Here is a 22,186-nt window from a genome sequence, read left to right as displayed (position 1 = left end):
TGTAGAGAGGTGGTGGAATTATGAAAATACATATTGAGATTGTGACAGGTTTTTTAGGAGCTGGAAAAACGTCATTTATAAATTCACTTTTAAAAGAAAGTTTAGTTGATGGAGAAAAAGTACTGGTTTTTCAATTAGAGCAAGGAGAAAAAAATATTGTACATTCTAGTAACATAAGTAATTTTGTAAGAATCCAGGATGCTTTAGATATTAAAGATTTAAAAGAAAAAATGATATACTCAATAAAAAAATATAAACCTAACAGAATAATAATTGAATATAATGGAACCTCTGATTTAAAAGAATTATTCGATATATTGAATGAAAGAATTTATAGAGAATGTAGTAAGATTACGACTATATTCTTTGTTGCAGATGGTAAGACATTAAAGCAATATATTGACAATATGGGAGGCTTTATAATACCTTTTATACAAAACGCCAATATGATTGTTATTAATAATATAGATTATTGCAAAAAAGAAATTTTAAATGAAGGTTTTAAAAAAGTTAAGAATATAAATCCTAAAGCATTTATTTTACGAGTTAGTAATAAGTATATTTTGAATTCTACACTTAGGGAAGCAAGGGTATTGGACAATGGGTGTTTAAAAAAGATAAAAATTAAAATGATAAACTACAAAAAAAGTACTAACATAAAATATGAGGGAAATGAGGAAAATGTATGAATCTTTATAAGAAGAAGGTTAAAGCTTTCTTTATTATAAGTGTAGTAATACTATCAATATATATTTACAATAAATATCCAACCCTTATATATATTGAAGTTATAGGAGATTTTGCAAGTATATTTACAAGTATAATTCTTGAGGCAATGCCATTTATCATAATAGGATCTCTCATATCTGCTATAATTCAAACATGTATATCAGAAAGGATTATTGCTAAGATAATACCTAAAGCAAATATTTTAGGATATTTAGGAGCTGCTTTGATAGGTCTTATTTTTCCGGTTTGTGAATGCGCAATTGTTCCTATAACAAGACGGCTTATAAAGAAAGGTGTACCTGTTGGGTTCGGAGTAACATTTATGCTTGCTGTACCTATAATTAACCCTGTTGTAATAATGTCTACTTACTATGCATTTTACGATAAAAAAATTATGGTGCTTCTTAGAATAGTTGGAGGATTTATAGCTGCAATTCTAATTGGAATGATAGTAAATTCGCTTGAAAAAGATAAGAAAGGATTAGTGATAGATTTTATAGATAATGATAGCTATTGTAACTGCGGATGTAATTCATATGTGGAAAATCAAAACAAATTAAGAGGAATAATTGAACATACAAATAGAGAGTTCTTGGATATAATGGGATACTTGATACTTGGGACATTTATATCTAGCGTATTTCAAGTGGCAGTATCTCATGGAGAAATAAACTTTATTTCTAATAATAAGATTCTAGGAATAGTTGCAATGATGTTGCTTGGATTCTTTTTATCTCTTTGTTCAGAAGTGGATGCATTCGTAGGAAAAAGTTTTTTAACTAACTATTCACTTAGTGGAGTTACAGCATTTTTAATTTTAGGTCCAATGCTTGATTTGAAAAATCTTATTATGATTATTGGAGCCTTTAAAAAAAGTTTTGTACTTAAATTAAGTATAAGTACAATAGTTGTTGTATTTATAATCTCCTTTTTATTCATGATGTGCGGAATATAAAGATGCACTTTAAATGATAGCAATTTAAATATAAAAAGGAGCTGAAAAATAAGTGAAAAGATTTAATTTTGATGAGTTTTTATGGTTTATTGTTCTTATATTGTTAGATTTCTCTATAATATATTTAATATCTACTGGAAGTATAGGTTTTTATATAGGTAGTAATATGATTAAATATTTTTATATTACTATAATAATGATAAGTATAATGACTGTTTTTCAAATAAAAAATATATTTACACCTAAAGGCAGCATGAATATTAAAATAAAATTGTTTCCAATAATACTAGCCTTAATAATAGGTTTCATATCTATTAATAAGCAGCAAACATTTAAACATTCAGAGCTGAATTTAGAAATTTTAGAAAACAAAACAAGTGTTATTGATAGAAAGTCATTATATGAACATGAATTTGAGTATAATTTTAATAAGAGCAACATAAGAAACAATGAAGAAACTATAAGAATTGACGAACATAATCCTACAATGCTTGATGATATACGGATTAATCCAGAAAAATATATAGGGAAAAAGTTAGAAATACATGGATTTGTATGTAAAGAAAATTACTTAAATAAAGATCAAATAATTATAGGAAGGATTATAATGACATGCTGTGCTGCTGATTCAAAAATCGTTGGAATAGTTGGAGATTATGATAAATCGTATCAACTAAAAGAAAATGATAAGATTAAAGTTATAGGGGAAGTAGGTAGCTCGGTGATTAAAGATGAAAGCAATGTAGAGCATAAAATACCATCTATAAAAATAGAAAAATTAGAGATAGAAAATTAAAGTTAAACGTATATTCATGGAAATCACTAACAAAAGTAATTTGTTAGGTAAAAAAGTATGAATATACGTTTAATATGGTTTGGTTTAAATTTTAATACTGTAGTATTTTATATACAAAATCCACAAACTCTTATCATTATTTAGAAGGATCTGATAAAATAATTGTTACATAAGAAATTTTACCATTTGGTTCATTATTAGAAACTACATTGATCTTAAATGTATCAAATTTATTATTCCATTCAAGTCCAGCTGGAGATATTGTAGAATCCGAATCATCTGCGTTTATTCCTACTAATTTTAAGATGTTAGTTCCATCAGCTGGGAATTTCATTTCTGACTTAGGAATTATCTTAATTTCATTACATTTTGAATCTTTATATTTTATTTCAAAACTATAATCATCTTTTTCATAGGTAGCCTTATCATCTTCCTCGCTAATAGCTTTTCCTAAAAGTTTTTCAATTTCACTTTTGTCTTTATCTTTAAAATCAGTCAAAGAAGCAATTTGTTTAACTTCTACAGTGGGTTTGTTATTTTCGCCAACTATCTTAGAATTACTTTGAGGTGATTGTTCAGTTGTAGATGTTGTGGAAGACTGCTCCGTTGTATTTTCATTATTCAAATTTGCAGAATCTTTAGTTTTTCCACAAGATATTAATGCAGTTGAACTAACTGCTGCAATTAACAATAGACTAATGATTTTCTTTTTCATAAAAATTTTCCTCCAACATTATGTGTATATTTTAGTGAGTTTTTTGGATACAAGTCCTAAATAATATAGTTCATTGTTCTATAAATACCTGATAAGTTTATGATAAACATTTATGAATTGAACTTCTTAGAACATATATACCGTTACATCACTACCGATTATAGCACCGATTAAGTTGGGTAATTGTTTACTTAAGAAAACTTTAATAAAATAATAAGTTATTATTAACTATTATCGTTAATAAAATTAATGGAAGAAAATCATAAATTAAAGTGAAGGCACATCAATAATTAAATAATTAACTAATTGTTATATAGAGAATAATTAGATTAGATATAAAAGAGTGTGCAGAGATTTAAGTTTATTATAAAAATGAAAGGATACTCATTTTAATCATTTGGGTGAAAAAATAAGTATCCCTAATACTAATTTGCTTAAGTTTTATTAAGTACTATAATAAAATTTTATTTGTTAAATTTGCTACTATAAGATTTATTTTTTTGCTCATATTGCTTTGAACTAGAGTTATAATTAGCATCTTCTAAAACTCCGCCAAAAACTTTCTTTTCTTTAAATTGTATATTAAATTCTCTCTCATATTTTTTTATTATATTAAGCTGTTGAGCAGTTAAAATACATATAGAAGTACCATGAGCGTTTCCTCTAGCAGTTCTTCCAGATCTATGGAGATATTCATTTAATTTTAATGGCAAATCCAAATGGAAAACGTGAGTTATATCAGCAACATCAAGACCACGAGCTGTAACATCTGATGAGACTAGTATTTTTATTTTACCTGTCCTAAAGCTTTCAATTGCAAGTTTTCTATCTTCCTTAGAAATCTTTCCGGTCATAGCAAAACAATCTTTGCTATGATAATTAAGTTTGGCTGTTGTTAATTCAATATCCTCATTGTTATTAACAAAGATGATTGCTTTTTCTGGTTTTGCAGCCACAAGAACTTTTCTTAAGGTTTCAAACTTATCACGTCTTTCACATAAGATAAACATATGCTCAATATTAGGATTTATTAAAGGCTTATCTTCACTTTTTATTATTATTGGTTCCTTCATTAGAGACTTCGCAGTTTCCAATGTTTCAGGTTTTATAGATGCTGAAAATAGCATAAGCTGTCTATCCCTCATTGTTGATTTAACAATGTCTTTAGTAACGTTAGATCTCTTCGGATCTAATAAATTATCTCCCTCATCAATTACTATTGTTTTTATAGTATGAGCAGTTATTTTTTTCTTTCGAATTAGATCTAGAATTCTACCTGTTGACCCAACAATTATGTGAGGTTTTATTTCTTTGAGTTTCTTTATTTGGTTATTTATATTAACATCACCAATAATAGATAGTGAAGTTATAGGGAATGATGAGTTCTCAGCAAGAAGCTTAATTTGATCTTCTATTTGTTTAGCAAGTTCATGTGTTGGAGCCAATATTAATCCTTGCATTTCTCTCTTTGATGTATCTATTTTATGAAAAAGAGGCAATAGATAAGCTAATGTTTTACCGCTTCCTGTAAAGGCTTCACCAATTATATCTTTGCCCTCAAGAGCAGGTAAAATAGAGTTGGCTTGAATTGAAGTTGGTATATTAATTCCTTGTTTTTGTAGTCCTTCTATTATACTTGAATTTAAATTTAAATCACTAAATGAGTTAATCATTAATTTCTCCTTTTATAGTTGAATAATTTTTCTATATATATTGCTAATTAATTATATCCTTATTATGTGCATTTTTCTAGTTAAAGTTACATAATCCCACAGATATATTATCTGATATAGAATGATTATATATTTATGTAAAAAAACTACTCTCTAAAGCAAAATTTAGATTTAAAGTATAAATTGCATTAAAACAATGAAAAAATAAACAAACAAATAGTGTTTGAAAAATAGATAAGAATGGTATAATAAGAAAGATTTATATAATTTCTGATTAATATAATTTAATAAAATAATTGAGGTGAAAATTTAATATATGAATAATGAATTCACTAAATTTAAAATAAGTGATGAAATCCTAAAATCAATCGAGGGACTTGGTTATAAAAATCCATCAAAAGTTCAAGAAAAAGTTATCCCAGAGATACTTTTAAATAAAGATATCATAGTTAAATCACAAACGGGAAGTGGAAAGACGGCAGCTTTTGGGATTCCTTTATGTGAGAAAGTGGATTGGAATGAAAATATCCCACAAATTTTAGTATTAACACCTACGAGAGAACTCGCTGTTCAAGTAAGTGAAGATATAACTAATATAGGAAGGTTTAAAAGAATAAAATCTGTTTCGATTTTTGGTAAAGAACCTATCTCAGAGCAGGAGAGAAAATTGAAACAGAAGACGCATGTAGTGGTTGGAACTCCAGGGAGAATTCTAGATCATATAGATAGAGGAAGTCTTAATTTAGCTCAAATTAAATATTTTGTTATAGATGAGGCTGATGAAATGCTTAATATGGGATTTATAGGGCAAGTTGAAGGAATTATTAGAAGACTTCCAAAGAAGAAAGTTACTATGTTATTTTCAGCAACAATACCAGAGGAAATAAAGGTATTATGTGATAAATACATGAATAAGCCTGTAGATATAAGTATTAATAATCAAAAACTTATTAACGAAAATATAGATCATAATTTATATTATACTAATTATGAAGAGAAGATAGAAAAACTAAATGATATTTTAATAATTGAGAAACCTGAAACAGTAGTTATATTTGCAAAAACTAAAGAGAATGTAGATACAGTGTTTCAATGGTTAAAATCTAAGGGGTACTCTGTTAATAGAATACATGGAGGAATGCTTCAAAAAGAAAGATTAAGCATTATGGATGGATTTAGATTGGGCGATTTTAGAATACTTGTATCAACAGATCTAGCTTCAAGAGGCATTGATGTTAAAGGAATTACTCACGTAATAAATTATGATCTTCCCGTAGAGAAGGAAGCATATGTACATAGAATAGGCCGAACAGGAAGAGCAGGGGAAAAAGGGAAGGCAATAAGCTTTTGTGTTAATGAAAAAGATAAGCTTTTAAGTGAAATTGAAGAGTTTATTGGATTCAAAATTCCTGTCTATAATTTGCCTGAGAAAATAATGGTTGAAAAGGAAAAAAATGAAGGGGTTAAAACACTTAAAAGTAAACCGAAAAGAAAAGAAGAAAAATCAAAAGCCATAAATAACAATATAACAAAAATTTATTTAAATGGAGGTAAAAAAAAGAAGATTCGTGCCGGAGATATAGTTGGGGCTATTTGTAAAATAGAGGGCATTAGATCTGAAGATATTGGAATAATAGATGTCCAGGATTCGGTATCCTATGTTGATATATTAAATGGAAAAGGAAAAAGAGTTATAGAAGAGTTAAAAAATATAACTATAAAAGGTAAAATTATTAAAGCTGAAAAAGCAAAAAAGTAAGTATGTTAATATAAAATTTTAAATAATGTTAACATAAATAATATTAAGTGGTATTATAGATAGTGAATATGAAATCTTATTAAATATAGGAAATAAAAGTAAATTGATTACTAGTCTGTTGCATTATAAAATTATAAATGCCATATTACTTAAAGGAAGCTAGCTTAAGATGTTAAAATTTTGGCAGAGAAAGAATATAGATGAGCATTTAAATTGATTTAGGTGTATTATATATATAGCTGAATATTTGATGACAAAAAACTAAAATATTAATAAATAATAATGTATTATAAAGAGGTGTTATAAAAACAATGATCTTAGATAGAAATGAAAAATGTTGGTGTGGCAGTGGGTTGAAATATAAAAAATGTCATTTAGAATTTGATGAAAAAATTGAAAGCTTTAAAAGAAAAGGCCATATAGTCCCACCAAGAGATATTATAAAAAGCCAAAAAGATATAGAAGGAATCAAAAGAAGCGCTAAGATTAATGATGGGGTTTTAGACTTAGTTGCAAGTAAAATTAAAGCAGGGATGAGCACTGCTGATATAGATAAATTAGTATATGATTATACTATAGAACATGGGGCGATTCCAGCACCATTGAATTTTGAAGGTTTCCCAAAGAGTTTATGTACATCAATAAATAATGAAGTGTGCCATGGAATCCCAGATGAAAATATTATAATCAAAGATGGAGATATTATAAATGTAGATGTTTCTACGATTTTAGATGGATATTATTCAGATGCATCTAGAATGTTTATGATTGGCAATGTTAGTGAAGAAGCTAAAAGATTAGTAGAAGTAGCTAGGGAATGTATGATAAAAGGAATTGAAGCTATAAAACCTTGGGGATTCTTAGGAGATATAGGTGCAGCGTGTCAGGAACATGCTCATAAAAATGGATATACAATAGTAAGAGCATTAGGTGGACATGGAATAGGTAATGAATTTCATGAAGATCCATTTGTTCCTCATATAGGGGAGAAAGGAACTGGAATGTTGCTTGTTCCCGGAATGATTCTTACCGTTGAACCAATGGTTAATCAAGGAACTTATGATGTTTTTGTTGATGAAGAAAATGAATGGACTATTTATACAGCCGATGATAAATTATCAGCGCAGTGGGAGCATACAGTGTTGATAACTGAGACTGGAATAGAAATTTTAGCTAAGTAATATATTAAGGTAGTTAAAAGTGGTTTTTAAATCAATTTTGACTACCTTGTTTAATGGAAGTATTAATCTAAGGAGTATTATTAAATGGATAATGTAGCTTTAAATTATTTGGAGAAATATTATGGATATAAGTCATTTAGAAAAGGGCAAGAAGACATAATAAGTAAAATAATAAATGGAGAAGATGTACTTGCTATAATGCCAACTGGAGGAGGAAAGTCAATTTGTTATCAGATACCAGCATTGATGCTAGAAGGAATAACAATAGTAATTTCTCCTCTAATATCCCTAATGAAAGATCAAGTAGATACGCTAAAAGATATGGGGATAAAAGGCGCTTTAATAAATAGTACATTGAGTGCTATAGAAGAAAAAGAAGTAATAAACAATTTGGAAAATAGTGAAATAAAGATTCTTTATATAGCTCCTGAAAGATTAGAATCTTTTGAGTTTTTGAGTGTTATTTCTAAATGTAATATTTCTCAAATAGCTATAGATGAAGCTCATTGTATTTCTCAATGGGGACATGATTTTAGGGGAAGTTATAGAAAAATATCAAATTTTATAAGTTTACTTCAAAAGAGACCTATAATAACAGCATTTACTGCAACTGCATCACAGGAAGTGAGAGAAGATATAATAAATCTTCTTAAATTGAATAATCCAAAAGTCTTTATAACAGGTTTTGATAGAGAAAACTTATCTATCAGCGTGATTAAAAGTGGTAACAAAAAGGAATATTTATATAAATATATAGAAAACAATAAAGAAGTTTCAGGCATTATATATGCTGCAACTAGGAAAGAAGTCAATAATTTATATGAATCTTTGCAAGCGAAAGGGTATAATGTGACTTGCTATCATGCGGGATTATCTGAAAATACTAGAAAAGAAAATCAAGAAAATTTTATATATGATAGAGCTGGTATTATGATAGCAACCAATGCTTTTGGAATGGGGATAGACAAACCTAATATAAGATATGTTGTACACTATAATATGCCAAGAAATATTGAAAGTTACTATCAAGAGATTGGAAGAGCAGGAAGAGATGGAGAAAAGAGCGAATGCGTATTATTATTTTCGCCTCAAGATGTTCAGGTCCAAAAGTATTTAATAGAAAACTCAATAGAAGATGTAGAGAGAAAGAACAATCAATATAGAAAGCTTCAACAAATGATGGATTTTGTATATAGCAATTATTGCTATAGAAAATACGTTTTGGAGTATTTTGGAGAAACATATAATGGGCAATGTGATAATTGCAGTAATTGTTTGAGTGAAGGAGAGTTTGTTGATAAGACAATAGAAGCGCAAAAAGTTCTTTCATGTATATACAGGATGAAAGTTAAATTTGGAATTGGAATGCTTGTAGATGTGCTTAGAGGATCTAAAAATAAAAAAGTTATTCAATTTCATTTTAACGAGCTTTCTACTTATGGATTAATGAAAGAATATTCAGCAGAAGATCTCAAAAACTTTATTAATACATTGATTTCTCATGGATATATTAATGTGGTTGAAGGTACATATCCAGTGTTGAGTTTAAATGATAGATCAAGAAGAGTATTAACATCTCAAGAAAAAGTTCAATTAAAAGAGTTTAGAGTAGAAAAGAAAGCTAGTGAAGAAAATGAACTTTTTGAGATTCTTAGAAATTTAAGACAAGAACTGGCAAAGGAAAACAATGTTCCACCATATATAATATTCGGTGACGTTACACTAAAAGAAATGACTGTAAATTATCCGATATCAAAATATGAAATGCTTAAAGTTTCTGGAGTTGGAGAAGTTAAATATAATAAATACGGAAAAGTATTTGAAGATGTAATACGGAATTTTGTAGAAGAACATGAAATTGCTATATCTGATCATGATGAAGGCTTGCTAGACGAACAAAAGAGTATAAATAAAGATGAAGAATCTAGAATAGAAGTTAAAACAGACTTAGAATTATACGAGAGACTAGACAATGCAAGAAAAGAATTCGCTAAAGAAGAAAGAGCATTACCCCAAGCAATACTGACAATGAATACTCTGAAGGAAATAAGTGGAAGATGCCCGAGTTCTTTAGATGAATTAAAAGATATAACAGGCATGGGACCTAAGAAAATAAGTTTGTATGGAGAAAAGATAATAAATATAGTAAACGAATATTTGTCAGAAAATGATAGAAAAGTAGAATGGATTGAAAGAAAAAGAAGAAAGGTTATAATTGATGGAGAGACTAGGGAGAATGATCAAATCTCAATAGATATGCTTAAGCAGAACATAACTATACATGAAGTATCTCAAAAATTAGAGATCTCAATTTCAACTATCCTAGGATATGTAACAGATTATATAAAAGAGTTTGGAGAAAATGCATTTCATATAAATTTGGAAGAATTTTATAATAAAGAAGATGAAAAGCTAATAATAGATGCATGCCAAAAGCATGGATATGATAAGATAAATGTACTAAAAAAAGAACTACCTTCACATATAAAATATGAAAGCATAAGAGCTGTAATTTTAAAAAAGTACTATTTGTAGTCAATTAATAAAATCTATTAGGTTATTTTGGACCAAATTAATTACATGTAAGAATATTACTAATTTTTATTAAATATATTTAATAGTAGAATAGAAGATAGAGTAAAGAGGTGTAATTAAATTGGATCCATACGAGGTTTTAGGCATTGAAAAAACAGCTTCTGAAGAAGAAATAAAAAATAAATTCAAAGATATTTTAGAAGAATATACACAAAATCAAAATGAGACCACTAAACAAAAAGTTTTGGCTCTTAGTGCGGCATATGAGCTCATTATTAATGGTAATCTATATAAAGAAATTCGTGATTTAGTTGATAATAAAAACTTTTCTGAGGCTGAAGCAAAATTGAACTTAATAAATAATGCGAATTCAGCAGAATGGAATTATCTTCAAGGTTTTATATCTGTTCAAAAGGGATGGTTTGACAGTGGGCTTAATTACTTGAAAAAAGCTGTAGAATTAGATCCTAATAACCATGAATATTTGGACAGCTTAAACAAATTGCAGGCAAGAGTTATTGATTATATGAAAAAATATGCAAATAAAAATGTTAAACCTAATTCTAATAGTATGAATGCTTGCGGTGGAGATAATAATAGTAGTGGTAACGGGGGAATGTGTTAGTATATATGTTGTAATCAAATTTCAAGATTCTACTCTTAATTTAGCGTTTTGCTTACTAGAGTTTTAAATGTAAATTTATTTATTAAAACATATATATATATCTATATTAGGATTTTAAATTTAACATATATAGATAAAGTTTATAATTTGTGTTGAAATTTTGAAATATTTATGTTATTCTAAATAAGCAGTTGGTACGTAAAGTGCTAATGTGGAGCTTAGAGTGTCCTTCGCCGGTCTCTAAGCTCCTTTTTGTTTTAGTAAAATAAGCTGTAATTAAATTAAAAATCAAATTTATGTTTTAATAATATAAGTATGTGAATGATATCTTTTGTCAAATTAATAAAAAAGTGTTAGAAGTTACATTGATAAGAGAAAAAAAGTTCTATAAATATATTTTTCAACCAACAAAGTTAAAAATATATTTAATACATGATATAATAGTAAATATCACTTTAGATTTTACGAAAGTATTTTCAATTAAATGTTAAATTAAGCCTAGAAATTAAAGTTTTACATTTGTTTAATAAAAAGTACCAAAACCTATATTTTTTTTTGTATATAATAATGACCGGAGAAGGGAGCGTATGTCATGCTCGAATGTGTTTTAATAGATTTAAATGTTGATAAGAACACAAGTATAAATGAACTTATTGAAAATCATATGCCTTTTATAATAAAAAGTATTTCAGATGTGACAGGTCGCTATGTATCTTGCGAAAATGATGAAGAACTTAGCGTTGGATTACTTGGTTTTCATGAGGCAATTGAAAGATATGATAATGAGAAGGGACATTTTTTATCTTTTGCAAAATTAGTAATTGGAAGTAGAATAAAGAATTACTTAAAAGGTGAAAATAAGCATAATCATTCATCTTTGGACGAATTAGTGGACAAAGGTTTGGATTTTAGAGATGAATATTTTGAGCCTAAGGAAGATAATAGCATGTTGCTGGAAGAAATAACTGCCTTAAAGAATGAAATAAGTTCGTTTGGTTTTACTTTGGAAGATTTGGTGAATGAAGCTCCCAAACAACAAGCAACGAGAAAGAATGCAATTAATTTATCAGAAGAAATATCAAAGGATGAAGAATTTTTATCTTTTATGTATTTAAAGAAAAGATTACCAATCAAAAGGATTGTTTTAAAGTTTTCAGTTACAGAAAAGGTAATAAAAAGAAGCAAAAAATTTATAATTTCTGTTGTAATAATAATTGATAAAAATCTCAGTGCTTTAAAAAATTGGATCAGAAAGTAGGTGAAAAGAATGAATAGGGGAATAATAATGGAAATTAAAAAAAGTTATGCTATAGCTTTAAATGATAATGGCATAATGGAAAAGATTGAACCTAAGAAAGATATGAAAATAGGGCAAAAAATATTTTATTTTGAAGATGATCTCATTAAGGCTAGTAATAGTGGGACTTATAGGTATAATAACTTTATTAAGTCAATTGGAGCAATTGCAGCGTTGTTTTTAATAGTATTCACCTTCTTTCATACTATGAAATCTGATACAGCATATGCAGTTGTTAGTTTAGATATTAATCCTAGTATACAAATAGAAGCTGATAATAAATTGAAGATTATTAGAGTTGAAGGTGTAAACAATGATGGAAAGAATATAGATTTTACAGATGTTAAAGGTATATCTCTTGATGAAGGAATACAAAAAATAAAGGAAAAACTTATAGAAAAAAAATATTTAGATACTAATAGGGAAGTATTGGTTGGATTTGCATTTATAAAAAATGAAGATAACAGTGCTTATGAGAAAGATATAAAGGATGTTATTCAATCTACCTTTAATACAGAAAAAGTTACTTATGTTAAAGGTGATAAGGAAGATGTTGATGAAGCTAAGACAAAAGGAATAAGCTTAGGAAGATATGAAGCATCTCTAGTGGTAGATGAGAGTACAAAGAATAAAATAGATGTAGCACCAGTAAAAGAAATTACTGCAAGTATAAAAGATAAAGAAAATGTAACTCAGTGGGATGCAAAAGATGAAAAAAATAGTGATGTCGTTACTCCAGCTACTAATTCAAATTCAGATGCAAAACCTGAAAAAACAACTGTAGATAAGCCTGTAATAAATGGAGCAGCTGACAATTCATTACCTAATGTGGATTCGGGGAAAGCTACAGATAACCCTAAAAAAGAACAAAAGGATGATGGTGTGTTAAATTTACAACCAGAGGTTCCTGCACAAAATGAGAATGATAACAAGGGAAATACACCAGTGACAAGTCCTGCAAAGGATGACAATACTATTAATATAGGTCCAGATAACGGAACTATTGTAAATAATCCTACGTCAGGAAAAATTCAGGAAGATCCTAATAAGACTATACAAGTACCAAAAACTGACGAGAATACAGCTAATAAGACTGTTAAAAATTAATGAGTTATTTAAGAGTAGATTTATCTAGATGCATAGTATCAAAGATAGATCTACTTTTTATTTTTACATGCAATTTGGCTAAAAAATAAATTTATCAATAGGAAAATCGTATTAAAAAAGAGGACTAGAATAAAAAATTATAGTATACTTACTAGTAAGCATTATTAACAAGGATTTGGGGAGATTAAAAATGATAAAAGAGATATTAAAAAATGATATACTAATATGTGATGGAGCAATGGGAACATATTATTCAGAAGTAACAGGTAATGATGTATCCTATTGTGAATTTGGTAACTTAAATGATAAAGAAACTATAAAAAGAATACATAAAGAGTATATTGAAGCAGGGGCTAAACTAATTAGAACAAATACTTTTTCTGCTAATACATATGATCTTGGAGTATCGTTAGAAACATTAATGGACATAATTAAGTCAGGAATAAACTTAGCTAAAGAAGTAACAAGAAATACTTCTGTTTTAATAGGTGCAAGTATTGGACCTATTAAAACAGATAATTTAGATGAATTTAGCAATGAAGTTTTAGAAGAATATAAATACATAGTAGATTGCTTTTTAAAAAATGGTATAGATATTTTTATATTCGAAACTTTTAGCAACTATAATTACCTGAAAAAAATAAGCGAGTATATTAAGTACAAGAATATAGATAGTTTCATACTTACTCAGTTTGCTGTTAAGCCAGATGGATTTACAAGAGATGGGATAAGTGCGGCTAAATTGATTAAAGAAGTACGAAATACAGAATATATAGATGCATTTGGGTTTAACTGTGGTTCTGGACCAGCACATATATTGGAAATGGTTAAAAAAATTAATATAGAAAATGAAATTGTTTCGGTACTGCCTAATGCAGGTTATCCAGAGATAATTCACGAAAGAACAGTTTATCCAAACAATCCCGTATATTTTGCGAAAAAAGTTAGTGAAATAAGGTCTTTTGGGGTTTCAATTATAGGGGGATGCTGTGGAACAAATCCAAGCTATATTAAACAATTAACCAAAATAATTAATGAGAATTCTAAAGTAATCAATGCTAATACTAAGGCTGAGCCAAAAGTTAAAAGTTTTGAGAAAAAGGCTAAGAATACTTTTAAAGATAAGCTCGAAAATGGTGAGTTTGTTGTAGCTATAGAATTATCGGCACCAATTGATACCGATATATCAAGAATCATAGATGGAGCTAAGATATGTAAAGAAAACAATATTGATTTAGTAACAGTTCCGGATTCACCAATGTCGAAGGTTAGAGCAGATTCAACTATTATATCGTCTAAAATCAAGAGAGAAATAGGAATTGAAGCTATGCCTCATGTTTGCTGTAGAGATAAAAATACTAATGCAATAAGGTCAAGTCTGATAGGATCTCATATTGAAAATATAAGAAATATCCTTGCAATTACTGGTGACCCTATATCTGATGCTAGTAAAGTTGAAACAAAAAGCGTATTTAATTTAAATTCATTTAGGCTAATAGAATTAATAGAAAGCATGAATGAAGAAATATTCAAAGAAGATAGTATTTATGTAGGTGGTGCTTTGAATTTGAATGTTTTAAATAAAGAAGTAGAATATAATAGAATGATGAAGAAGATAGAAAAAGGTGCAAAGTTTTTTTTAACGCAACCTATCTATGATGACAATGCTATAGAGTTCTTGAAAATGATTAAAGAGAGGACTAATGTAAAGATTTTAGCGGGATTACTTCCCGTTGTAAGTTATAGAAACGCAATGTTTTTAAATAATGAGCTTCCTGGAGTAACTATACCAGATAAATATGTACAAATGTTTTCAGAAAATATGAGCAAAGAAGAGGCACAAGAAATCGGTGTAAAAATTACTGTGGAAATAGGAAAGAAACTAAAAGGTATTGCAGATGGATTATATTTCATTACTCCTTTTAATAGGGTTAATATGTTAATTGAAATTATTAAGCAGATTAATGCCTAATCATTATAGTTCTTATATGAATAATAAAAGACAAGAGGGATTTTTATGAATGTTGGTCTTATCAGACATTTTAAAGTTGATTACCGTAAAAGTTTTTTTATGACATCAAAAGAATTTAAAAATTGGGAAGAAAATTACAATATAAGTGGTGTGATTAGAAAAGATGTAGAGCTTATGGGGATAAATTGGGATAAATGTTATTCTAGTACGCTTATAAGAGCAATAACGACAGCACAACATGTATATAAGGATGATATAATTCAAAATGATCTAATTAGAGAAACTATCATTGATCCAATATTTAAAAGTAATTTAAAGCTTCCGTATTGGTTTTGGGCGATTAGTGGAAGAATAGCGTGGTATTTCAACCATAAATCTCAACAAGAAAATAAGATTATTACAAGAGAGAAAGCTGAGAAGTTTGTTGATTTATTATTAAATGAAGCGAGAAAAGAAGGTACAGAAAACATTTTAATTGTTACGCATGGTTTTTTTATGTATAGTCTTCAGAAAGAATTGAAGAAGAGGAGCTTTACAGGCAAGTTAATATACAGCCCTAAAAATGGAATCCTATATTTATATAAAAAATAATAGAATAACTATAAATTTATGTTTGAACAAAACTTTATGTAATATAAAGAAATATAAGGACAGAGTCAATAAAATATGCTATATTTTATGATAAAAAGTATAGCATATTTTTTGATATATATTATTGAAATAAATACTAAATTAAGTTAGTATACTTTATATACAAATGATGATAAGGAGGAAGACAAATATGATAAATAATAATAATTTGATTGGTGAAGCAAATAGATGCTTGCTATGTAAGAAACCAGCTTGTAAGTCTAATTGCCCAGTAGAAACACCTATACCTGATATTATAAATATGTATAAGGAAGGAAAAATTGAAGAAGCAGGAGAAATATTATTTGAAAATAATCCGCTTTCAGCAGTATGTTCATTAGTATGTATTCATGAAGACCAATGCAAAGGAAATTGTATAAGAGGGATTAAAGGGGAACCAATACGATTTCATGATATAGAACAGGAAATATCTCAAAGATACATAGAAGAAACTAGGTTTAAAGCTGTTTCTAAAAAGAAAGACAGAATTGCTATAATTGGTGGTGGTCCAGCAGGAATTACTATTGCATTTATACTAGCTAGGAAAGGATATAATATTACTATTTTTGATGCGCACGAGAAGATAGGTGGAGTACTAAGGTATGGAATACCAGAATATAGACTTCCAAAAAAATTAGTAGATTCCATTGAAGAAAGATTAATAGAACTTGGTGTAAAAGTTAGGCCTAATACTCTTATCGGTCCTGTAATAACATTAGATAGACTATTTGAAGATGGTTATAAAGCAGTGTTTATTGGTACCGGAGTATGGAATCCAAAAACATTAAATATTAAAGGTGAAACTTTAGGAAATGTACATTTTGCTATTGATTATTTAAAATCACCAGAGAACTATAAGCTAGGTAATAAAGTAGCTGTTATCGGAGCTGGTAATGTAGCCATGGATGCCGCAAGAAGTGCAAAAAGAAATGGAGTTGAGGATGTTACAATAATATATAGAAAAGGTTTTGATCAAATGTCTGCAACAAAGCAGGAGATAAAAGAAGCTAAGGAAGATAAAATTAATTTTGAATTATTTAAATCGCCATTAGAAATAACAGAAGAGGGAGTAAAGTTAGTTAATACTGAGAATGTAGTAGAGTCAGATGGAAAAGTTCAAAACAAACTTATTGAAGAAAAAGAAGAATTTTTCAAATGTGATTCAATAATTGTAGCTGTAAGTCAAACCCCTAGAACTAATATAGTTTCAAATACAACAAAATTAGATACCAATAAATGGGGATTGTTAATAACAGATGATAAAGGAAATACAACTAAAAAAGGTACATTCGCGTCAGGTGATGTTGTTACTGGTGCTAAAACTGTAGTAGAAGCAGTAGTGCAAGCCAAAATAGTTGCTCAAACCATTGAAGATTACTGTGAAAACAACTAAATAATAAAAATTAAATATAATATTGATAAATTAAGGAAAAACAATTAAAATCGTATAGGTTGCAAAAATGAATTTTAATTATTAAAATATTATTAGAAGTAGATTAAGCTTTTTTATATACTGTGATTATCGTATATGGTGAAAAAAGTTTACTTAATAAGGAGTGTAAAGAAAATATGAGTGTCACTATAAAGGATATTGCAAAATTAGCTAATGTTTCTCATACAACAGTGTCTAGAGCACTTAATAATAGTCCGTATATTAATGAAGAAACCAAGGTTAAAATTATAGCTTTAGCAAAAGAATTGAATTATGTACCAAATTATAGTGCTAAGAGTCTTGTTTTATTAAAATCATACGTTATAGGTGTATTTTTTTCATCGATTAGCGAAGGAACATCAGATACATTCTTTCACGAAATTATAAGAGGAGTCAATAATGTCATAGATAAAGAATATAATTTAGTTGTAAGAGGTATAGATGATTATCAATACTCCCATTTAATTGATAACAGAAATTTTGATGGAATAATTGTTGTAAGTCAAAGTAAAAATGATGATGAATTCATACAGACTATTCTAGAAAAAAATATACCAACTGTAGTTATAAATAGATACATTGAAAATGAAGGATTAGTAAACATAATGTCAGATGATACAAAAGGAGTTTACGATGCAGTTACTTATTTTATAGAGAACGATCATAGAAAAATAGCATTATTGCAAGGAAATAAGGAATTTGAATCAACAGTATATAGAAAAAGAGGATATATAAGAGCGTTGGAGGATAATAATATTCCAATTAATGAGGAATATATTTTAAGTGGTAGATATGATCTGAAAAGTGGATATGAAAATATGAAAAAGTTACTTAAATTAGAGAATGTTCCAACAGCAGTATTTTGCGCTAATGATGATATTGGGGTGGGTGCTATGAAAGCAATATTTGAAGCTGGGTTAAAAGTTCCAGAAGATATCTCAATTATAGGGTTTGATGATAGCAACTTTTGTAACTATGTAACTCCTCCGTTGACAAGTGTAAGGAAGGATTCTTTGGCGATGAGCGAATATGGCGGAAGAAACTTATTAAATCTTATAAAGAATAAAGAAGTAGATAAAGAAAAAGTTTATATACAATCTCAGCTTGTGGTAAGAAAATCAGTAAAAAAACTTTAATAATGGATTTTAATAATTAGTGAATTTAAGCACTAATTATTAAAAAAAGTTGTTAACGTTCACAAAAAAGTGTTGCGTTATTTGAAATATGATATTATAATAAAGTTATCAAGTAGATACAAGAAAATGTTCACGTGAACAGGGATTTGCACGTATTTTTGTTCACGTGAACAAAAAAGAAAAGAGGATTTTGATATGAAAAAGTTTATGGATGAAAATTTTTTATTAAGCAACGAAGCATCTGAAAAATTATATCATAATTATTCAGAAAAAATGCCAATTATTGATTATCATTGCCACATTAATCCGAAGGAAATATTAGAAGACAAAAAGTTTGAAAATATAACTCAAGTATGGCTTTATGGTGATCATTATAAATGGAGACAGATGAGAACTTTGGGCATAGATGAAAAATATATTACAGGAGATGGAAGTGATTATGAAAAGTTCTTAGCTTGGGCAAAGACTATATCATTTGCTATCGGAAATCCACTTTATCATTGGACACACTTAGAACTTAAGAGATTCTTTGGAATAGATGAAGTTTTAAATGAAAAAAGTGCACCTGCTATTTGGGAAAAAGTTAATAAGCTGTTAAATAGCGATGATTTTACAGTAAGAAATCTTATAAAGAAATCAAATGTAAAAGTGATATGTACAACAGATGATCCTATAGATTCATTAGAATATCATTTAGCAATAAAAGAAGATAAAAGCTTTGATGTGAAAGTATTACCAGCTTTTAGACCTGATAAAGCTCTAGGAGTTAATAAAGAAACATTTAAAGATTGGTTTAACAAACTAGAAGAAGTAGTTGGTTCTAAAATTTCAAACTTTGATGAATATTTAGAAGCATTAAAAAAGAGAGTGGAATATTTTCATGAAGCTGGATGTAGAGTGTCAGATAATGCATTGGATTTTGTTCCAGTAGGCAATGCTTCTTTAGAAGAAGTTAGAGAAATTTTTGCAAACGTACTTAAAAATGGACAAGTATCTTTTGAAGATGAAAATAAATTAAGAGTATATATATTAAAGTTCTTTGGAAAATTATATCACGATCTAGGATGGGTAATGCAATTTCACATGAATTGCGTTAGAGATAATAACAAAGTAATGTTCGAAAAATTAGGACCTGATACAGGATTTGATTCACTTAATGATACAGAAGTTGCAATTCCACTGTCAAGGTTATTAGATTCGTTAAATAGTGAAAAAGCTTTACCTAAGACTATTATATATAGTTTAAATCCAAATGATAATTCTACAATAGGAACATTACTTGGATGCTTCCAAGGAGACGGAATTAAGGGCAAAATACAATTTGGATCAGCTTGGTGGTTTAATGATCACAAGATTGGTATGCAAGATCAAATTAGAACTTTAGCTAATTTAGGTATGCTAAGCACATTTGTTGGAATGTTAACAGACTCTAGAAGCTTTTTATCTTACACAAGACATGAATATTTTAGAAGAATACTTTGCAACGTAATTGGAGAATGGGTAGAAAATGGCGAGTTACCTAACGACATTGAACATTTAGGACAAATTGTAGCTGACATTAGTTATAATAACGCAGACAAATACTTTAATATGTAATCTTTTATGTATGAAAATAAGTGAGATGCTTATTTTCATACAATAATGCAAAGATACAGATGAAGTGAAGATTTAGGAGGAATAGCTGTGAAATTAAATAAGGAATCATATAAAGAATTTAAAACATATCCAGAAAAAGTATTGCAATTTGGAGAAGGTAACTTTTTGAGAGCTTTTGTTGATTGGCAAATAGATAAAATGAATGATGAAGCAGATTTCAATGGAAGCGTTGTAGTTGTTCAGCCATTAGAAAATGGTCTTGTGGACATGCTTAATGATCAAGATTGTTTATACACTTTATATTTACAAGGGGTCCAAAATGGGCAAGCATCAAAAACTCATAAAGTAATCAATAGTATAAGTAGGGGAATTAATCCTTACAGAGACTATAATGAATATTTAAAAGTTGCAGAAAATCCAGATTTAAGATTTATAGTGTCAAATACAACAGAGGCAGGAATTGCATTTGATGAAAACGATACTTTAAATGGAGGATGTCAAAAAAGTTATCCAGGTAAGCTAACAGCATTTTTATATCACAGATTTAATGCATTTAATGGAGATGACAGTAAGGGATTTATTATAATTCCATGCGAGCTTATTGATAGAAATGGTGAAAAACTTAAAGAAATAGTATTAAAGTATGCAGAAGTATGGAACTTAGGACAAGACTTTATTGATTGGATAAACAATGCTAATACTTTTTGTTGTAGTTTAGTTGATAGAATAGTTCCAGGATATCCAAGAGATACAATTGATGAAGTTAGAGAAGAGCTTGGATATGATGATAATTTAGTAGATGTAGGTGAAATATTTCACTTATGGGTAATAGAAGGCCCTCAGTCTATAAAAGATGAATTACCAATAGAAAAAGCTGGACTTAATGTAAAAGTTGTAGATGATATGACACCATATAGAACAAGAAAAGTTAGAATTTTAAATGGACCTCATACAGCAATGGTTCCAGTAGCGTACCTTTACGGTTTAGAAACTGTAGGGGAAGCGGTTGATCATGAAGTTATAGGAAGATATGTCCACGATGTAATATATGATGAAATCATAGAAACTTTAGATTTGCCTCACGAAGAGCTAGTAGAATTTGCAGATGCGATTATAGAAAGATTTCAAAATCCATATGTAAAGCACTATTTAATGAGTATAGCATTAAATTCATTGTCTAAATACAAAACAAGAGATTTACCAAGTTTGACTGAATATCTAAAGAGAAAAGGTACGCTTCCTAAGAAATTAGTATTCTCCCTTGCATCTTTAATAGAATTCTACAAAGGAAAAAGAGGAGACGAAGATATTCAATTAGCTGATGATGAGGATATATTAGAATTATTTAAGAAATTATGGGAAAAATATGATGGAACAAAAGAAGGACTAAACAAAATTGTAACTTCTGTTCTTGCATATGAAAAGAATTGGGGAAGCAATTTAAATGAAATTCCTAATTTAACTGATGAAGTTTCAAGATACCTAGAAATAATTGAAAAAGTAGGAATGAAAGACGCTGTCAAAGAAGTCTTATAATGGAATTTATTATCATGCAATTAAATTTTCTTAATTGCATGATAAATAAATATATATAAAATATGAATAATAAGGAGGTAAATAAATGAGTTTTGATGAAAATTGTTTTTATTGTTCGAAGAATCAAGATTTAGATTCTTTAATGATTAAGATTTGTGATTTGGATGTATCAACAGTATATTTGTTTAAGGAACAAACTTATAGTGGAAGATGTAACGTTGTTTATAAGGAACATAAAAGTGAAATAGGGGATTTGACTGAAGAGGAAGCAGCAGCTTTCATAAATGATGCTAGAAAGGTAGCTAAAGCAATCCATAAAGCGTTTAACCCTGATAAAGTAAATTATGGAGCATTTGCTGATACGATGAAACATCTTCATCTTCATATTGTACCTAAATATGAAGGAGGTCCATCTTGGGGGAAAACTTTTGAGATGAATCCACAAAAAGTATATTTAAGCGATGATGAATACCAAAACCTAATTTGTAAAATAAAAGATAATTTATAGTATT

Annotated in this window: 18 protein-coding genes; 16 read left to right on the top strand and 2 right to left on the bottom strand. The window is 28.3% G+C overall.

Going from position 1 to position 22,186, the window contains the following annotated elements; all coding sequences use genetic code 11:
• The first annotated feature begins 20 nt into the window (after positions 1-20).
• The 3 genes from L1S46_RS14950 to L1S46_RS14940 are packed head-to-tail and all read left to right on the top strand — an operon-like array spanning position 21 to position 2,480.
• The gene (locus L1S46_RS14950; protein ID WP_017210054.1) at positions 21-689 is read left to right on the top strand and encodes a GTP-binding protein; all 669 of its coding nucleotides are present in this window, start codon (positions 21-23) and stop codon (positions 687-689) included.
• Positions 686-1,684, top strand: coding sequence for a permease (locus tag L1S46_RS14945; RefSeq protein ID WP_023976835.1), 999 nt, complete (start codon positions 686-688; stop codon positions 1,682-1,684). The genes L1S46_RS14950 and L1S46_RS14945 overlap by 4 nt, the downstream gene beginning before the upstream one ends.
• Positions 1,685-1,736: 52 nt before the next feature.
• Positions 1,737-2,480 (top strand): membrane protein, encoded by a 744-nt coding sequence (locus L1S46_RS14940; RefSeq protein WP_023976834.1) that lies wholly within the window; start codon positions 1,737-1,739, stop codon positions 2,478-2,480.
• Between the two features lie 136 nt (positions 2,481-2,616).
• Here the strand turns inward: L1S46_RS14940 and L1S46_RS14935 are convergent, their stop codons facing one another.
• Together L1S46_RS14935 and L1S46_RS14930 are read right to left on the bottom strand one after the other, a co-directional pair.
• Complete coding sequence (locus L1S46_RS14935) at positions 2,617-3,195, bottom strand: hypothetical protein (protein ID WP_023976833.1); 579 nt, start codon at positions 3,193-3,195, stop codon at positions 2,617-2,619.
• A gap of 464 nt (positions 3,196-3,659) precedes the next feature.
• A complete protein-coding gene (locus L1S46_RS14930) occupies positions 3,660-4,868 on the bottom strand; it encodes a DEAD/DEAH box helicase (protein WP_023976832.1) in 1,209 nt (402 codons plus the stop codon).
• A 316-nt stretch (positions 4,869-5,184) separates the two neighbouring features.
• Here L1S46_RS14930 and L1S46_RS14925 point away from each other — a divergent pair, with 316 nt between their 5' ends.
• The 13 genes from L1S46_RS14925 (at position 5,185) to L1S46_RS14865 (ending at position 22,182) form a co-directional block, all read left to right on the top strand.
• Positions 5,185-6,627 carry a DEAD/DEAH box helicase gene (locus L1S46_RS14925; protein WP_054249134.1) on the top strand — a complete coding sequence of 481 codons (1,443 nt, stop codon included), beginning with the start codon at positions 5,185-5,187 and terminating at the stop codon, positions 6,625-6,627.
• A 311-nt stretch (positions 6,628-6,938) separates the two neighbouring features.
• Positions 6,939-7,808 carry a methionyl aminopeptidase gene (locus tag L1S46_RS14920; protein WP_023975097.1) on the top strand — a complete coding sequence of 290 codons (870 nt, stop codon included), beginning with the start codon at positions 6,939-6,941 and terminating at the stop codon, positions 7,806-7,808.
• Between the two features lie 84 nt (positions 7,809-7,892).
• Positions 7,893-10,343: a DNA helicase RecQ gene (gene recQ, locus L1S46_RS14915; RefSeq protein WP_023975096.1), complete on the top strand. Its 2,451-nt coding sequence runs from the start codon at positions 7,893-7,895 to the stop codon at positions 10,341-10,343.
• 121 nt (positions 10,344-10,464) lie between these two features.
• Positions 10,465-10,968 (top strand): J domain-containing protein, encoded by a 504-nt coding sequence (locus tag L1S46_RS14910; RefSeq protein WP_023975095.1) that lies wholly within the window; start codon positions 10,465-10,467, stop codon positions 10,966-10,968.
• Between the two features lie 592 nt (positions 10,969-11,560).
• A complete protein-coding gene (gene sigI / locus L1S46_RS14905) occupies positions 11,561-12,226 on the top strand; it encodes an RNA polymerase sigma factor SigI (RefSeq protein WP_011969149.1) in 666 nt (221 codons plus the stop codon).
• A 27-nt stretch (positions 12,227-12,253) separates the two neighbouring features.
• Positions 12,254-13,372: an anti-sigma factor domain-containing protein gene (locus tag L1S46_RS14900; protein ID WP_238892645.1), complete on the top strand. Its 1,119-nt coding sequence runs from the start codon at positions 12,254-12,256 to the stop codon at positions 13,370-13,372.
• A 190-nt stretch (positions 13,373-13,562) separates the two neighbouring features.
• Positions 13,563-15,344 carry a bifunctional homocysteine S-methyltransferase/methylenetetrahydrofolate reductase gene (locus L1S46_RS14895; RefSeq protein WP_077868401.1) on the top strand — a complete coding sequence of 594 codons (1,782 nt, stop codon included), beginning with the start codon at positions 13,563-13,565 and terminating at the stop codon, positions 15,342-15,344.
• 45 nt (positions 15,345-15,389) lie between these two features.
• Positions 15,390-15,935: a histidine phosphatase family protein gene (locus tag L1S46_RS14890; RefSeq protein ID WP_017210043.1), complete on the top strand. Its 546-nt coding sequence runs from the start codon at positions 15,390-15,392 to the stop codon at positions 15,933-15,935.
• 190 nt (positions 15,936-16,125) lie between these two features.
• Complete coding sequence (locus L1S46_RS14885; RefSeq protein ID WP_011969153.1) at positions 16,126-17,367, top strand: NAD(P)-dependent oxidoreductase; 1,242 nt, start codon at positions 16,126-16,128, stop codon at positions 17,365-17,367.
• A 176-nt stretch (positions 17,368-17,543) separates the two neighbouring features.
• On the top strand, positions 17,544-18,542 hold the full coding sequence (locus L1S46_RS14880) for a LacI family DNA-binding transcriptional regulator (RefSeq protein ID WP_023975093.1): 999 nt from the start codon (positions 17,544-17,546) through the stop codon (positions 18,540-18,542).
• 195 nt (positions 18,543-18,737) lie between these two features.
• Complete coding sequence (gene uxaC / locus L1S46_RS14875; protein ID WP_023975092.1) at positions 18,738-20,138, top strand: glucuronate isomerase; 1,401 nt, start codon at positions 18,738-18,740, stop codon at positions 20,136-20,138.
• A gap of 87 nt (positions 20,139-20,225) precedes the next feature.
• The gene (locus L1S46_RS14870; protein ID WP_238900348.1) at positions 20,226-21,674 is read left to right on the top strand and encodes a tagaturonate reductase; all 1,449 of its coding nucleotides are present in this window, start codon (positions 20,226-20,228) and stop codon (positions 21,672-21,674) included.
• An 85-nt stretch (positions 21,675-21,759) separates the two neighbouring features.
• The gene (locus L1S46_RS14865; RefSeq protein ID WP_077856904.1) at positions 21,760-22,182 is read left to right on the top strand and encodes an HIT family protein; all 423 of its coding nucleotides are present in this window, start codon (positions 21,760-21,762) and stop codon (positions 22,180-22,182) included.
• Positions 22,183-22,186: the final 4 nt, after the last annotated feature.

It is taken from the genome of Clostridium sp. YIM B02500 (assembly GCF_022324665.1).
Taxonomy (GTDB): domain Bacteria; phylum Bacillota; class Clostridia; order Clostridiales; family Clostridiaceae; genus Clostridium; species Clostridium beijerinckii.
This window is presented reverse-complemented; position numbering and strand designations above follow the sequence as displayed.